Origin of the sequence: Nocardiopsis trehalosi NBRC 14201 (assembly GCF_001552555.1) — a bacterium.
GTDB lineage: Bacteria > Actinomycetota > Actinomycetes > Streptosporangiales > Streptosporangiaceae > Nocardiopsis_B > Nocardiopsis_B trehalosi.
Window position 1 is genome coordinate 40,970 of record NZ_BCRK01000016.1, and the last position, 15,086, is coordinate 56,055.

General features: G+C 75.1%; 8 protein-coding genes and 1 CRISPR repeat array. Of the genes, 4 read left to right on the top strand and 4 right to left on the bottom strand.

Annotation, left to right across the window (positions count from 1 at the left end; genetic code table 11):
- Positions 1–161 precede the first annotated feature (161 nt).
- Positions 162–2,480: a guanine deaminase gene (gene guaD / locus NT8_RS30360; RefSeq protein WP_217999069.1), complete on the top strand. Its 2,319-nt coding sequence runs from the start codon at positions 162–164 to the stop codon at positions 2,478–2,480.
- Between the two features lie 22 nt (positions 2,481–2,502).
- On the opposite strand, the gene NT8_RS05110 is transcribed toward guaD, so the two are convergent.
- The 3 genes from NT8_RS05110 to NT8_RS29770 form a co-directional block, all read right to left on the bottom strand.
- Entirely contained in the window at positions 2,503–4,650 is a 2,148-nt protein-coding gene (locus NT8_RS05110; protein ID WP_067964780.1) for a prolyl oligopeptidase family serine peptidase, read from the bottom strand.
- 293 nt (positions 4,651–4,943) lie between these two features.
- Entirely contained in the window at positions 4,944–6,020 is a 1,077-nt protein-coding gene (locus NT8_RS31205; protein ID WP_067964782.1) for an ATP-binding protein, read from the bottom strand.
- Positions 6,017–10,456, bottom strand: a complete 4,440-nt coding sequence (locus NT8_RS29770; protein ID WP_067964784.1) for an ATP-binding protein — start codon at positions 10,454–10,456, stop codon at positions 6,017–6,019. The genes NT8_RS31205 and NT8_RS29770 overlap by 4 nt, the downstream gene beginning before the upstream one ends.
- A gap of 786 nt (positions 10,457–11,242) precedes the next feature.
- On the opposite strand from NT8_RS29770, the gene NT8_RS05125 reads away from it, so the two are divergent.
- The gene (locus NT8_RS05125; RefSeq protein ID WP_067964786.1) at positions 11,243–12,067 is read left to right on the top strand and encodes an SAM-dependent methyltransferase; all 825 of its coding nucleotides are present in this window, start codon (positions 11,243–11,245) and stop codon (positions 12,065–12,067) included.
- Positions 12,068–12,107: 40 nt separating this feature from the next.
- Here NT8_RS05125 and NT8_RS05130 read toward each other — a convergent pair whose 3' ends face one another.
- Positions 12,108–12,905: a GNAT family N-acetyltransferase gene (locus NT8_RS05130; protein ID WP_067964788.1), complete on the bottom strand. Its 798-nt coding sequence runs from the start codon at positions 12,903–12,905 to the stop codon at positions 12,108–12,110.
- Between the two features lie 388 nt (positions 12,906–13,293).
- Between NT8_RS05130 and NT8_RS05135 the strand changes: the two genes are divergently transcribed.
- The gene (locus NT8_RS05135; protein ID WP_067964790.1) at positions 13,294–13,644 is read left to right on the top strand and encodes a hypothetical protein; all 351 of its coding nucleotides are present in this window, start codon (positions 13,294–13,296) and stop codon (positions 13,642–13,644) included.
- 138 nt (positions 13,645–13,782) lie between these two features.
- A complete protein-coding gene (locus NT8_RS05140) occupies positions 13,783–14,169 on the top strand; it encodes a hypothetical protein (RefSeq protein ID WP_067964792.1) in 387 nt (128 codons plus the stop codon).
- A 307-nt stretch (positions 14,170–14,476) separates the two neighbouring features.
- A CRISPR array of direct repeats spans positions 14,477–15,054; the repeat unit is 29 nt; unit sequence CTGCTCCCCGCGCACGCGGGGATGAGCCC.
- Positions 15,055–15,086: the final 32 nt, after the last annotated feature.

Genomic DNA, 15,086 nt, shown 5'->3' on the forward strand with positions numbered 1-15,086 from the left:
TGGCGGGGGATGATCTTGGGTTCCATGGGCGGGAGATTCCCCGGCGGATGGTTGCCGGTGCGCGGACCCGGATAGCCGGACCCGAGGACGCGTGCGGGCGCGGATCGACCGCGATCCGCGTCGGCGCGCTCCTTTCCGCACCCGCTGACCCAGGAGGACCGGTGGACCGCCAGGAAGGCGCCGCGGCGCCGTACACGGCCGACGACGACCCGAACCCGGACTGCGGCCACCCCGCCGTCCCGACCCCCGGAGCCCCGCCGGCCGCCGTCCGCGGCCGGCTCCTCTGGTTCCGCGACGACCCGTTCCTGGTGGGCACCGACCGCGCCGTGCGCTACGAGCCCGACGGCCTGCTCGTCTGCCGTGACGGCCTCATCACCTACTCGGGCCCCTACACCCCCGAAGCGGCCGAGGGCCTGCCGGTGACCGACCACCGGGACCGCGTCATCACCCCCGGGTTCGTGGACGCCCACGTCCACTCGGTGCAGATCGGCATGCTCGCGTCCTACGGCGAGACCCTGCTCAACTGGCTCCAGCGCCACGTCTACCCGGAGGAGCTGCGCTACCGGTCCCGGGACTACGCCGAGACCGGCGCCGAGCTGTTCGTCCGCGACCTGCTGCGCAACGGCACCACCACCGCGCTCGCCTACACCTCCGTCTTCGCGCACTCCACCGAGGCGGTGTTCGCCCGCGCGGCCGAGCGCGGCATGCGCCTGGCGGCCGGCAAGGTCCTCATGGACCGCGACGCGCCCGTGGGGCTGCTCGACCCCGATGTGGGCACGGCCATGGCCGCGACGCGGCGGCTGATCGAGCGGTGGCACCGCCCCCGGGGCGGCCGGACCGTCTACGCCGTCTCGCCCCGGTTCGCGCTCGCCTGCTCGCGGGACATGCTCACGGCGGCCGGGTCGCTGTGGCGGGAGCGGCCGGACCTGCTGATGCAGACCCACATCGCCGAGAACGCCGACGAGGTGCTGGAGGTCCGCAAGCGGTTCCCCGAGTGCTCCGGCTACCTCGACGTCTACCGCGCGCACGGCCTGCTCGGCCGCGGGATGGTCCTCGGCCACGGCGTACACCTGACCGACCGCGAACTCGCCCTCTGCCGCACCACCCGGTCGGCGGTCGCCCACTGCCCCACCTCCAACCTGTTCCTCGGCAGCGGCCTGTTCCGGCTGCGCGACGCCAAGCTCCCGGCGCGCCCGGTCGAGGTGGCGCTGGGCACCGACGTCGGCGGCGGCACCAGCCTGTCGCTGCTCTCCACCATGAACGAGGCCTACAAAGTGGCCGCGCTCGACCGGCACGCCGTCGACGGGTTCCGCCTGTTCCACCTGGCCACCCGCGCCGGGGCGCGGGCCCTGCGCATGGAGCGGCAGGTGGGGTCGCTCGCCGCGGGCCACGAGGCCGACTTCGTCGTGCTCGACCCCCGGGCCACCCCCGCCATGGCCAAGCGCGTCGAGGCGGGCGACGGCTCCATCGGCGACGCGCTGTTCACGCTGGCGCTCCTCGGCGACGACCGCGCCGTCGAGGCCACCTACGTCGCCGGGCGGGCCGTCCACCGGCGGCAGCAGAAGAAGGATGACCCGAACCCGCCGCGCATCCCGCGCGGCGTCGCGTGGTCCCGGTTCGACTGGGCGTCCGGCACCTGGGAGAAGACCAGCCCGCTCCGCAACCTCACCCACCGCACGCCCGCGGCCGAGGCGTACGCCGGCCTCCTGTACTGCGTGTACGCCCACTCCGACGACATGCTCCGCTCGGTGTACTACCGGCGGCAGGACGACGGCGAAGGGGAGTGGGGTCCGGTGGCGACGACGCAGACCTTCACCACGACCGCCCCCGCCCTCGCGCCCTACCACGACCTCCTGTACTGCGTCTTCGCCGACAAGAACCGCATGGTGCGCTACCTGACGCACGACGACGACCCGGAATCGCGGTGGTCGCCGCCGGAGCACGTCCGGGGCGCGCCCGAGACCGGGCACGCCCCGGCCGCCACCGCCTTCGCCGACCGGCTGCACGTGGTGGTGCACGACGACGACGGCCGACTGGCCTGGCTCGCCCGCCACTCCGAGGACGGCTGGGCCGACCTGGGGCACCTGCCCGATCCCGAGGTGGAGATCCGCGGTGGTGCGAGTATCGCGGCCTACGCCGGCCGGCTCTACGCCGCCGTCGTCCCGGCCGGGGGCGGCGACGTGCTGTGGACCGCCTACGACCCCGAGGAGGTGCCGAGGCCGGGGTGGTGGCCCTACCGGACCATCCCCGGAAGCGCCGGCACGCACACCGTCCGGATCTGCCACTACAACGGGCTGCTCTACGCCACGGGCGCCGTGGCGCCCCGCGAGACGTGGTGGGCGCGGCAGGGCGCCGACCTGCCGGTGTGGACGAGGCCCGCCCCGATCCCGGAGATCCGCCCGGACGGGCCCGAAACCGGGGTGTCCATCACCCCCTACCACGGGCTGCTGTACGCGTTCCTGTGCCGCGACGGGTGGTGACCGGGACGCGCCGCGCGCCCGCTCAGCCGGCCTCGGCCGCCGCGCCGTCGGGCGGCCGCAGCCCCGTGTGCGCGGCGCAGAACGCCAGCACGTCGGTCTGCAGCGCGAGCCACCGGTCGAGCGACCGCAGCCCGTGGCCGACCCCGTCCTCGCAGCGCAGCAGCACCGGGCGGTCGGCCCCGGACGCCGTGGCGTGCTGGAGGGCGGCCGCCAGCTTGCGGGTGTGCAGGGAGTCGACGCGGGGGTCGGTGCGGGCGCAGGTCAGCAGGACCGCCGGGTAGGGGGTGCCCGGCCGCACCCGGTGGTACGGCGAGTAGCCGAGCAGGGTGGCGAACATGCCGGGGTCGTCGGCGGTGCCGAACTCCTCGGTCCACAGCCGGCCCTGGCCGAACCGGTGGTAACGGAGCATGTCGGTGACGGCGTCGGAGCACACCGCCGCCGCGTACAGGTCGGGGCGGCGGGTGACCGCCGCCGCCACCAGCAGCCCGCTGTGCGAGGCGCCGCGCACGGCGAGCCGGTCGGGGGCGGTCCACCGCTGCTCGACCAGCCACTGGGCGGCGGCGGTGAAGTCGTCGATGGCGACGGGCTTGGCGGCGCCCCGGCCCGCGGCGTGCCAGCCGGTGCCGCGCTCGCCGCCGCCGCGCACGTGCGCCACCGCGTACGCGCCGCCCGCCCGCACCCACGCCGCGGCGGCGGGGGAGTAGGCGGGCGGGGTGGACGCGCCGAACCCGCCGTAGGCGGTGAGCAGCGTGGGCAGGGGGCCGTCGGCGCCGGACGGGGCGACCAGGTGCAGCCGCACCGGGACGCCGTCGTGCGACGGGTAGTCGAGCGCCCGCACCTCCGGCCGCCGCGCCCCGGCGGGCGGGTCGGCCCGCCGCGGGCCGCCGGGCCGGGCGGGGCCGCGGGCGCCGGGCGGGCCGCCGGGATCGGGGACGCAGCGGCGCGCGCCGAGGTCGACCCGGTACACGGCGGGCGGGGTGGTGAAGTCGGAGTAGGCGCACCAGGCGGCGGGCCCGCCGTCGGGCGGCGCGGTCAGCCGGGACACGCCGCCCGGCCCCGGGGCGGGGATGTCCGCGATCAGGGCGCCGTCGGCCGTGTGCACGCGGAGCGCCCCCGCGCCCTCGCGGGACAGCAGCAGGAGCAGGACGGGCGCGCCGGTGGCGGGGTCGGTCAGGGGGGCGCAGTCGCCGAGGACCGCGCCGGGGTCCTCGGCCACGACCTCGCGCCAGTGCGCGGACCCCGGGCGCGCGGGGTCGACGGCGCAGAGCCGGCCGAACGGGGCGCCGGAGTCGGTGACCGCGTAGACGCGGCCGCCCGGCGCGAACCGCAGCACCGCCCGGGAGCCGTCGGCGGTGCCGTCGTGGACGAGGACCGGACGCAGCCCCGCCGCCGGGGCGCGCGGGTGCTCGGCCAGCCATAGCAGGTTGCCCGAGGTGGCCCCGGGCGCGGCGCTGACCATGACGTGGCGGCCGCCGGGCGCGGTGGTGACCGACATCTGCGGCAGGTCGGTGGTGAGCAGGACGGGGTCGGCGGCGGGGTCGGCGCCCACCCGGTGCAGGCGCAGGCGGCGGCCCGGGACGTGGCCGGGCGTGTCGACGTAGTAGAACCCGGAGTCGTCGGGCAGCCAGGCGACCGCGGTGACGCGGCCGGGCGCCAGCGTGCCGCCGACGGCGGTGCCGCGCGCGGTGTCGAGGACCCGCAGCAGCGGGCGCTCGTCGCCGCCGCGGCTCACCTGGTAGGCGAGCAGGCGGCCGGAGGGGGAGGGGCGCCAGGAGTCGAGGGTGGCCGCCCCGGAGGGGTCCAGGGCGAGCGGGTCGAGCAGGACGCGCTCGGCGCCGCCGGGCGGCGCGGTCACCAGGACGGGCAGGCGCTGGCCGGGCGCGCGGCGCAGCGCGAACCGCCGGCCCCGCCGCCACACCGGGGGCGACGCCACCGGGGTGGCGGCCCCGCCGGCCCCGGCCGCGTCGGCCAGGAGCGCGCGGAACGCGTCCCGGCCCGGCCAGGCGCGGGCGGCGGCGGTGAACGCGGCGTCCTGCCCGGCCAGCCAGGCGGCGCACGCCGTCGCGTCGCCGTCCTCCAGCCACCGGTAGGGGTCGGGCACGGCGCACCCGTGCAGCAGGTCGGTCGTGGGGTCGCGGCGCGCGGTGGCCGCGATCGCGGTGGCGTCCATGGGCGTCTCCCTCCGGATACACGGACGGGCCCCCCGCCGGCGGGCGGAGGGCCCGGGTGGCACGTCGGGCGGCCGCTAGTTGTGGTCGCCCTCGGCCAGCTCCAGGCGCCAGGCCTCGACCTCGACCACCTCGTCGGCCAGCAGGCCGATGGGCAGGCCGGGAAGCTCGTTCATGGCATCCTCCGATAACGCTTCGGGGTCATTGCGTTACACGACGTTATCGGCCGAGCCTAGGGTCCGCAACCGGTTCCCCGAATCCCCCCGGATCGGCGCCCGGCCCCCGCTCCGGCGGCTCAGCCGGGGTCGGGCCCGGCCGCCGCCAGGACCGCACGGCCGAACGCGGGCGAGAAGAGGGCCGCGCGCTCCCCCCTCCGCAGCACCACCCCCGTGTGCGCCAGCCAGGCCAGCTCGCGCGACTCCGGCACCGGGCCCGCCCCCTCGGCCACCCGGCGCAGCACCGCCACCCCGCGCGGGCCGAGGTCGTCGGCGATGGTGCGCAGCATCCGGTCGAAGTACCCGGCGATGGCGTGCTCCTCGCGCCGGTAGGCGTCGCCGACGTCGAGGAGGTCACCCGCCAGGTGCCGGTCGACCAGCCGGTTGCAGAGCAGCTCCAGCAGGAAGGGGTGGGCGCCGGTCCGCTCCAGGATCGCGCCGCGCAGCGGGGCGAGGTCGGCGCCCGCGGCGGCACCCCGGGCCAGCAGCTCGTCGACCTCGGGGTCGGTGAACATGCCGACGTGGCAGGTGTCGGGCACCACGCCGCCGAGGATCGAGCCGCCGGCGGTGTCGGTCTCGATCTTCTCGATGTGCCGGCGCGAGACGGTGACCAGCCCCAGCGGGTACTCGTCGTCGCTCGCCAGGTCCCGCAGCAGCTGGAACTGGGCCAGCCCGCTGAACGTCACCGACGCCCGGTCGAACTCGTCCAGCACCAGCAGCACGTAGGTGCCGTCCTCCCGCAGCACGCGGAGCAGGTCGCGCACGGCCTCGTTCAGCCGGTACCACTCCGGGGCCGTCTGGATCACCTCGTCCAGGGGGCCGACCGCGTCGCGGCGCCGCTGCGGCAGCCGCTGGAGCAGGCGCCGCGACAGCACGCGGAACAGGTCGGTACCCGCCTCGTAGGAGCCGACGTTGAGCCACACGTGCACCAGGTCGTCGCGGTCGGCCGGGCAGGTGCGCACCGCCTGGCGCACCAGGCTCGTCTTGCCCACGCGGTGGTGGCCGACGATCCGCAGGTTCATCGGCCGCCGCGGGTCGCGCCAGGTGCGCTGGACGCGCTCGACCAGGTCGGCGCGCCCGACGAACCGGTCCCCGCCGGCCACCTGCCCCACCAGGCGGTAGGGGTTGGCGGCCGTCCGCTCCGCGCCGGCCGTCACGGCGCCCCCGCCTCGGCCGCCGAACCGAAGTACTTCAGCAGCCAGTCCTGGTAGATGCGGACCACGATCCGGTACGTCCCCTGCTCGCGGCGCACCACGTCGCGGGTGACCAGGTCCTCCAGCAGGTCGTGCAGCCGGGTGCCGCCCGCGTACTGCGCGCGGATGGCGTCGATGGTCGCCGCGCGGTGCCGCGAGGCCCGCGCCACCGCGAGCAGGACCTGCTGGTACTCGGCGCGCGACGGGGCCTGCGGGTCGGTGTAGCCGGGGGACTCCAGGTTGTCGAAGTCCTTCTCCTCCAGGGAGGTGAGGAAGGTGTCGCGGACCCGTTCGACGTCGGCCTCGGTGACGAACGGGACGCGCTCGGCGTTCATGTACTCGACCATCTCGTAGCAGAAGCGCTGGATGTAGAACGCGCTGCCGCCGGTCAGGTCGAGGATGCGGTCCGACGCCCGCTCGCGGTACCTGCTGATCCGGGACTCCGCGCCGCCGATCCAGATGGGCTCCGTGATGAGCCGCCGGGCGTGGTAGTCGCTCAGGTAGGTGACCCGCTCGGCGGAGAACACCCCGAACGAGTTCGGGTCGTCCTTGATCAGCCGGTCCAGCGCCGCCTGCCCGACGATCACCAGGTGGAACAGGCGCCGCTCGATGATGGCCTTGAACGTCTGCATGAACGACGGCGACAGCAGGCCCTCGCGGATCCACCGGTCGAAGTACTGGAACTCGTCGATCAGCACCACCACCGGCGGGTGCGGCCCCGGGGTGCGGGCGCGGTACTCCTCGTACAGCCGGGCGTAGTCCTGCACCGGCTCGGGCGTGGCCAGGAAGGCGTCGCGGGTCAGGCCGGGCGGCAGCAGCGGGGCGCTGCCCGGCGGCGCCAGCGGCAGCAGCGCCGCGCTCGCGCCCTCCAGGATGCGCCACACCAGCAGCCGGATCAGCCGGATGCCGGTCGGGTCCGTCGGATCGGGGGTCATGTCCCCGATGTTGCGCACGTCGACCACGGGCAGGTGGTCGTCGTAGCGGAGCTGCTGGGTCAGGTGCAGCCGGATGGACGACTTCCCGGCGCGCTTCTGCCCGAACACCGCCACCCCCACCCCCGGGGAGGACGCGCCGCGCAGCCGGTCGCGGATGCGGTCGAGTACCTCCTCCCGGCCGAAGAACATCTCCGGGTCCTCCACCGGTCGGCCCGTGGCGCCGTCGGTGTAGGGGTTGGCGATCGGCTGGAACTCCTCGTCGCGGGCGAGCTGCACGGGCAGCGTCGCCCCGAACTCGGTCGGGTCCTCGCTCGACCGGGGCAGGTAGCGCAGCTTCACCGGCAGCGAGAACGCGCCGTCGCGCAGACCCTGCTCGGTGACGTGCAACCGAATCGCCTCGATGCGGTGCTCCCCGCTCGGCACCGCGCTCTTGAGCGCGATCGGGGCGCCGGAGCGGGGGCCGACCACCGAGAACAGCGTGGTGTCGTCGCCGCCGACGGTCAGCTCCGCCGACTCGATGGGCGCGCCCGACAGGTTGGCCACCTTGATCTGCACGGTGACCACCCCGTTCTGCACGCCGCTGCTGCGCTCCAGCGCCAGGGAGAGCCGCGGCACCGGGGGCGCGCCCTCGATGAGGTCGCGCTGCGCCTCGGCGGTGATCTCCTGGAGGCGGCGCACCGTCGGCTCCACGATCTCCACGGCCAGCGCGGTGGGCGCCCGGTTGATCTCGGCCAGCTGCTCCTTCATGCTGCGCGCCACCCGCTGCAGGCTCCGCTCCCGCGCCTCGAAGGACTCCTCGTTGAGGAAGCGGCGGATCTCGTCGAGCGACTCGGTGATCCGGTGCAGGCTCTCCGCGAGCCGTGGGTCGGCCTGCCGGGAGTGCTCGCGCACCCGGTCCAGCGCCGCGCCGATGGCCGCCTCCTTGGCGGTGACCTGCGGCAGCTCCTCCAGGGTGTGGACCAGCCGGCGCTCCTGGCGCATCCACTGCTGGGCCCGCTGCCCCCAGGCGGAGCGGACCGTCCGCGCGTCGTCCTCGGCGCACCGCAGGAACCGGCTCGACTCGGCGAGCAGGCTGGTGTCGGAGCACAGCGCCTCCAGGACCAGGTCGCGGGCCGCGACGGTCGTGGCGATGAGCACGGGCAGCAGTTCGAACAGTCCGCGGCCGTGCTTGCTCAGGCCCTTGCGCAGCAGCCGCGACACGTCGGAGGCGCGGATCGACGACTCGTCCTGCTCGCTCTTGCGCCGCTTGCGGCCGCCGGGGCCGTCGAGCAGGGTCAGGAACCCCACCAGCGCCGAGCGGATGCCGGGGGCCTCGTCGTCCTCGTCGCGCTCGTCGCGCTCGTCGTAGGCGACCAGCGCGGCGCAGTAGAGGTCGCGAGCGGCCTCGGGCGCCTGCCGGCTGAGCATGATGCCGGCGAGCTGGGTCAGCCCCCGGTACAGGTGGGTGTTGGGGTCGGGCTGGTTGAAGTCCTGGGCGAGGACGGCCGCCGACACGTAGTACTTCGCGCTGTTCTCCGGGTCGCCGAACTCCGACTGCCGGGCGAGGTTGGCGAGGGTCTTGATGTGGCGGCTGCTGACGACCCGGTCCTCGGTGTCGAGCTGGCGCCGGACCCGGTCGGCGTGCTCGGAGTAGGTGCGCATGATGTAGTCGACGAGGGGCGGGATGGGGGCGTTCTCCGGCTTCTCCAGCAGGGTGGGGACCCACTCCGGCGAGTTGCGCCGGCCCAGGCGCAGGTCCTCGATCTGCTTGCGGATGTCGGCGGCGCGGTCGTCGTCGTGCGCGGTGATCAGCTGCTCGGCGCGCGCGAGGTCGTCGGAGGTGCCCCGCTGGATGAGCGCCATCGCCAGGCCGCGCTGGATTCCCGTCTGGTGCGGCGTCTGCCGGTAGAGCAGCTCCCAGTCGGCGATGGAGTCCTGGCCGTCGGCGAGCTTGACGTAGGCGATCTGGTGGTGCAGGTCCAGGCGCCGCTGGTCGGTGAGGTCGCGGCGGGCGCGCTGCCGGTCGAGCACCTGCAGCGCCTCGGTGTAGCGGCGGGCGCCGGTGAGGAAGTCGATGAGGATGTTGTCGCGCGCGTTGCCGGGGGCGAGGCTGTCGGGGTACTCCACCTCCAGCACCCGCAGCGCCGCCTCGGGGCCGTCGGTGCGCCGGGTGATCCAGGCGAGGTCCTTGATGGCGCTCTCGCGCTTGGGGCCGCCCTGGCGGATCGCCTTCCGGTAGGCGGCCTTGGCGCCGACGAGGTCCTTGACGCGGTGCTCCAGGTACTTGGCGCGCTGGTAGGGGTCGCGCCGGAGGGTGCGGTCGAGCTGCGGGGAGCGGGCCGCCGGCGCGGAGGCGCCGGGGGTGGCGAGGGCGCCGGGGGTGCCGGGCGGTCCGCCGGGCCGGGCCGGCGCCGGCGCGGGGTCGGGCTCGCGGGGCACCGGGCCGTAGGCGGCCGGCGCCGCCGGCGGGGGCAGCGGGGTGGTGTCGGGCCGGGTGCCGGCGAGCGCCTCGCGGACCGGGGCCAGGGCGGCGGCGTCGTGCCGGGGGGAGTCCAGCAGCACGCCCAGCCGCGACCGGGTGCCGTGCGCGTCGAGCAGCCGCACCAGCGACCGCCACGCGGCGGGGTCGTCCGCGGGCGGCACCTCGGTGAAGAAGCGCAGCAGCGCGGTGGCGGCGGCGGTGGGGTCGCCGAGCCGGGCGGAGGTGACGGCCTGCAGCCGCATCGCCGGGGGGTCGCCGTCCTCGACGGCCGCGGCGGCCCTGCGGTGCGCCACGGTGAGATCGCCCTTGAGCAGGGTGAACACCCCGAGCAGGCGGAGCAGTTCGGCGTTGGACTGGTCGGCGTTCCACAGGACGAGCGTGCGCGAGTGCAGCGCGCCGATGCGGCCGAAGCGCGGGTCCAGCTCCTTGACGCGCTCGGCGTACTCGTAGGAGTTGCGGATCTGGAGGAGCTGGTTGCGGTGCTCGGGGGCCACCCAGATGTCGAAGTCGACCGGCAGCACCGGCAGCGCGCCGACCTCCGCGAGGGCGGCGGCCTGCTCGGCGGGGTCCGCGGGAGGCGGGGGGTCGGGCGCGGGGGGCTCCGGCTCCGGCGTGGCGGCGGCCGGGGCGGGCGCGGCCTCGGCGGCGGCGCCGGCGTCTCGTCCGGCGTCGGTCGGGACGTCCGTTGTGCCATGGCGCCCGATCGGAGCCGTGGCGCCCGCCGTGGCCGGCGCGGCGGCGTTGTCCGGTACGGCCGGGACCCCCGCGGCCGCCGGGGCGGCCGCGTCGACCGGCGCGGCGGCGTTCCCCGCGGCCGGGCCGGCGGGGAGCGCGCTCACCACCGCGGGCAGGGCGACGGCCACCGGGGTGCCGTCGTCGCGGCGCAGGAGCAGCCGCTGGAGGGTCAGTTCCTCCAGCACGCCGGTATGGGTGGCGCCCGTGACGAGGGTGATCTCCAACCGGTCGCCGACCGCCCCCGCGGACTGGATGAACTGCGCGTCCATTCCCCTCCCCCACTCGGGGCGGCACCCTCCACCACGAATCACCGGCGCCGGCGGCCCGCCCATGCCGTGAAACCGGCAAGCCTTCAGAATAGGGTCTTTCCGCCTCTGCGGCGGCGGATTGGCATTCTCGGTAGCGGAATGTTGCCATTCCCGGCAGAGGGGAATCGCGAGCATTTTTCCCCAGTCCTCGGATATACGAAATCCCCCGAACCGAACGTGCACTCCGGCCCCTCCGGCCCCTCCGGCCCCTTCGGCCCTTCCGCCACCGGCCCCGGAGCCGCCGACCCACAGTGGAGGCCAGGCCTGCCCCCGCCCGTCCACGCGAGGGTCGGACCGGCCGGCCAAGGAGCGGTGGTACCTGCCCCCTGGCGGTCGCGGTCCGCCCTAGCGGTAGAGCGGCGGCGCCGCCGGCTCCCGTGGGCGACGGCGCGCCGCCTCTCCGGCGGCCGCCCGCGCGGCGGGGTCGGCCGGTCAAGGCGCGGTGGCGTCCGCGTCCTGCCGGCCACGGTCCGCCCTACCGGTAGAACGGCGGCGCCGCCGGCTCCCGTGGGCGACGGCGCGCCGCCTCCGGCAGGCTGTCGGCGTCGGCCCGATGGTGCCCGTCGCCTCGAACCCCACCGTTCCCCCCACCCACCCCCTCCGGCGCACCAAAGGCGAACCGAACCACAAACCTCAGTATTCTCGGACACATCAGTCCGACGGCGGGGCGTCCCCGAGCCCGGCGGCCCGCCCGCCCGCGCCGCACCGCGCGCCCGCAGCCGCGCCGAACCCCCCTTGGAGCCTTCTATGAGCCAGCCCGCCGCTTCCGGCGACCCGCAGAGCGCCGCCGACGCCCTCGACCTCTCGGTGCCGCACTCGGCGCGGGTGTGGAACTACTGGCTGGGTGGCAAGGACAACTACGCGGCCGACCGCGCGGCCGGCGACGAGGTGCTGCGCACGCTGCCCGACATCGCCGACGGCGCCCGGGCCGAACGGGCGTTCCTCGTCCGCGTCATCCACCACCTGGTGGAGGAGGCGGGCATCCGGCAGTTCCTCGACATCGGCACCGGGCTGCCGACCATGAACAACACGCACGAGGTGGCCCAGCGGCTCGCGCCCGAGTCCCGCGTCGTCTACGTCGACAACGACCCGCTCGTCATGGTGCACGCCCGCGCCCTGCTGACCAGCAGCGACGAGGGCGCCACCAACTACATCGAGGCCGACCTGCGCGACCCGGAGGCCATCCTGGCGGCGAGCGCCGCGACGCTCGACTTCGACCGGCCTATCGGCCTCATGCTCCTGGGCGTGGTCAACCACCTCGTGGACACCGAGCAGTCGCTCGCCGTGGTGTCCCGGCTCGTCGACGCCCTGCCCCCGGGCAGCCACCTGGTGCTCACCCACTCCACGGCCGAGGTCCACGGCGAGCCGATGCTGGAGGTCATGCGCGAGATGAACGAGCGCGGCGGCACCCCCATCACGGCCCGCAGCCGCAAGGAGATCGAACGCTACTTCGACGGCACCGAACTCCTCCCGCCGGGCGTGGTCTCCTGCTCCCGCTGGCGCCCCGAGACCACCGACATCGGCGCCCCCGCCGAGGTCTACCTCTTCGGCGGCGTCGGCCGCGTCGGCTGACACCCACCCACCGGAGGGCGGCGCCCGGGGCGCGGCGGGGTCACCCGCGCAGGGCGAGGAAGTGGATCGGGGAGTTCGGGGTGAAGCCGATACGGGGGTACACCGGCGCTCCGGCGGCGGTGGCGTGCAGGGTCGCGCGGGTCAGCCCGGTGCCCCGGCCGCCCTCGTACAGCGCCTTGCGCGTGACCGCCTCGCCGTAGCCCCGGCGCTGCCAGCGCGGGTCGGTGGCGACGAGGGCCACGAACAGGCGGCCGTCCGCCTCCACGGCGGCGGCGCAGGTCACCGGTTCGCCCTCGCGCAGGCCCAGGTAGGCGTGGACCCGGGTCCTCCACAGGCGCGAGCCGGCGAGTCCGTCGCGGCCGTCCTCCAGGGCGAACCCGTAGGCGCGCGAGTTGAGGTCGGCGTAGGCGAGCACCTGGTCGTCGGTCGCCACCCGCGCGAAGACGAGGTCGGGGTGGGTCGGCTCGGGGAGGGGCGGCAGGTCGCCGGCCATCCCGGTGCCGGGGAAGGCGTAGGCGAGCCCGGCGCGCTCGGCGGCCGGGTGCAGCGCGGCCCGGGCGTCGCCGTCGAGCAGGTCCTCGAACAGCCACAGGAAACCGGGGTGGCGCTTCGCGCGCATGATGTCCGCCGCCCGGGCCAGGTCCCGAGCCAGGGTGTCGGGGCCCACGCCGTCGGTGGTGAGGGTGACGCAGTTCCAGAACGGGAACCGGCAGTCGGCCCAGCGCACGGCGATCCCCGGAAGGTCCCGCACGTCGGCGCCGGGATCGCGGTCGAGCACCATGGCCCGCCAGACCGTGGCGAGCTGCTCCACCGATTCGACGGATTCCGGGTGTCCCATCGTCGCAACCCCTTACACGGTCGAACGGGCGCAGAACCGAGCGCGTCCGAGTATGCCGCCTCCCGCGCCCCGCTGTCCGGCGATCCGCCGCACCCCCCGTCCCCCTGCCGCCGACCCGGACGGCGGTCGGGGCTCCGGACGACCGGGCGGACCCGGCCGCGCACCCATGGAGAGAACGCGCAGGCCCCATACCCGGCCCGGTCCGCAGGGGCCGTCCGGGGCGGCGGAGCGCGGAGCGAGCCGGGGAGGAAACAGCAGATCGGCAGATCGGTCCGGCTGTAGCCGAGAACGGTCAGCCCTCGGGGATTCCGGAGCCCTTCTACTACCGTGGACACGGCACGTGCACCTCACCGGTAGGGCAGCGCCCCTGCCCAGGAGAGAACACGTCGTGACCGAACTCCCCGCGTCCGTGCGCTGGCTGCGCGCCCTCCTCTACGTCTCCGGTGGGCTGACGCTGCCGATCGCGGTGTCCATGCTGATGCTGACCGGGGTCTCCGCCTACGAACTCGGCTACAACGCGGTGGCGTCGCTGCCCGGGGTCGTCCAGATCCTGCTGGCGGTGTTCATCCGCCGCAACGGGCGCGTGGTGTTCTGGTCCATCCTCGGCGTGGAGGTCCTGATCGCCCTCTACGCCCTCCTCTCGCTCGGCGGCGACGGGCGTCTGGGCCAACTCATCCTGCCCGTGGCGATCCTCGTCCTCCTCCTGCGGCCCAGAGCGCGCGCCTTCTTCCTCCGTTGACGACGGAGCGGAATCCCAGCGCCGCGACGCCCGGCGGCGGCTGGGGGCACGCAGCGGGGGCGGCCATGGTAGGGGATCGGCGCATCGATCCGGGCACGCAGATCCGTATCGACGTCCAGGAAGGGGATGAGTGCTCCGATGTCGGTGATCCGTTCGTCCGACCCCGACTTCCGCGTCTGCCGGATCGACTTCGCGACGCTGCTCGACATCCAGGCGGAGGCGGAGGAGCGGGGCTGGGCGACCCGGTGGTCCTCGTCGGACGCGCTGCGCGGCCAGGTCAAGGAGGGGAGCGTCCTCCTCCGGTCGCTGCTGCGCGAGGAGCGGGGCGGGGAGGTGCGGGCCTACCGGTGCCTCGCCCTCTTCGCGTCCGCCGAGGACAGCGGCGGAAGGATCGCCACCATCGACGTCGCCCCGGCCAGGTTCGCGGCCTTGGAGCGGATCGACCGCGACCCCGACGTCCGCACGGCGCTCGCCCGGCTTTTCACCCTCGCGGCGGGCGGCATCTCACCCATCACGAAGAGGTGACCGGGCGCCCCCGAGCCCGCACGACGCACGGCCACCGGACGCCGGACGCCGGACGGCCGGACGCCCGCGCCCACCCTCCGACGCCGGACGCTCACGCATGCACCCGCCCTCGAACGTCAGGTGCCCGTCGGCTTCTCCCCGGATGCCCCTGTCCACAGGCCGTTCAGGCTCGGCCACGGCTCTAGCAGGGCACGGTGTCATGTCGGCATGCGTCCGCCACCATTTGAGGTCTTTGTGCCGTTTGCCCCATTCGAAAGAAGTGGTCAAAAACCGGGATGTCGTAAGGTGAAGCCCCAGGTCATCAAGACTGCTCCCCGCGCACGCGGGGATGAGCCCATCACCATCGAGACCGACTTGGCCGAGGACACCTGCTCCCCGCGCACGCGGGGATGAGCCCTCTATATGCAGCAGTAAATCAAAGGAGAGTGTCTGCTCCCCGCGCACGCGGGGATGAGCCCTATTTCAGTGCCGGGATTCGGCGATACTCCTACTGCTCCCCGCGCACGCGGGGATGAGCCCCGCTTCCGTGCGCTCCTGCTCCAGGGCCAGCACTGCTCCCCGCGCACGCGGGGATGAGCCCTCCGCAATGACAGCCTCGGTCTCGGGCGTGGTCTGCTCCCCGCGCACGCGGGGATGAGCCCGCGCTGGCCAGCTCCTTGCGCTTGGACTGCACCTGCTCCCCGCGCACGCGGGGATGAGCCCGGGCGGGCGGGCGCCGGCGCCCCCTTGGTCTGCTGCTCCCCGCGCACGCGGGGATGAGCCCCAGGCGTAGGCCACGATGCCCACCACAGCCGCCTGCTCCCCGCGCACGCGGGGATGAGCCCTCCGCGATCTGCTCGGCGCTGACGCCGGCGACCTGCTCCCCGCGCACGCGGGGATGAGCCCGACAACACGAGTTCAGCGACGCCGTCTTCCAG

Bases quoted from the DNA above. Each gene is read 5' to 3' on its own strand.
- NT8_RS05130 (WP_067964788.1), bottom strand. From the start codon at position 12,905: ATGGGACACCCGGAATCCGTCGAATCGGTGGAGCAGCTCGCCACGGTC.
- NT8_RS05125 (WP_067964786.1), top strand. From the start codon at position 11,243: ATGAGCCAGCCCGCCGCTTCCGGCGACCCGCAGAGCGCCGCCGACGCC.
- NT8_RS29770 (WP_067964784.1), bottom strand. From the start codon at position 10,456: ATGGACGCGCAGTTCATCCAGTCCGCGGGGGCGGTCGGCGACCGGTTG.
- NT8_RS05110 (WP_067964780.1), bottom strand. From the start codon at position 4,650: ATGGACGCCACCGCGATCGCGGCCACCGCGCGCCGCGACCCCACGACC.
- NT8_RS05140 (WP_067964792.1), top strand. From the start codon at position 13,783: ATGTCGGTGATCCGTTCGTCCGACCCCGACTTCCGCGTCTGCCGGATC.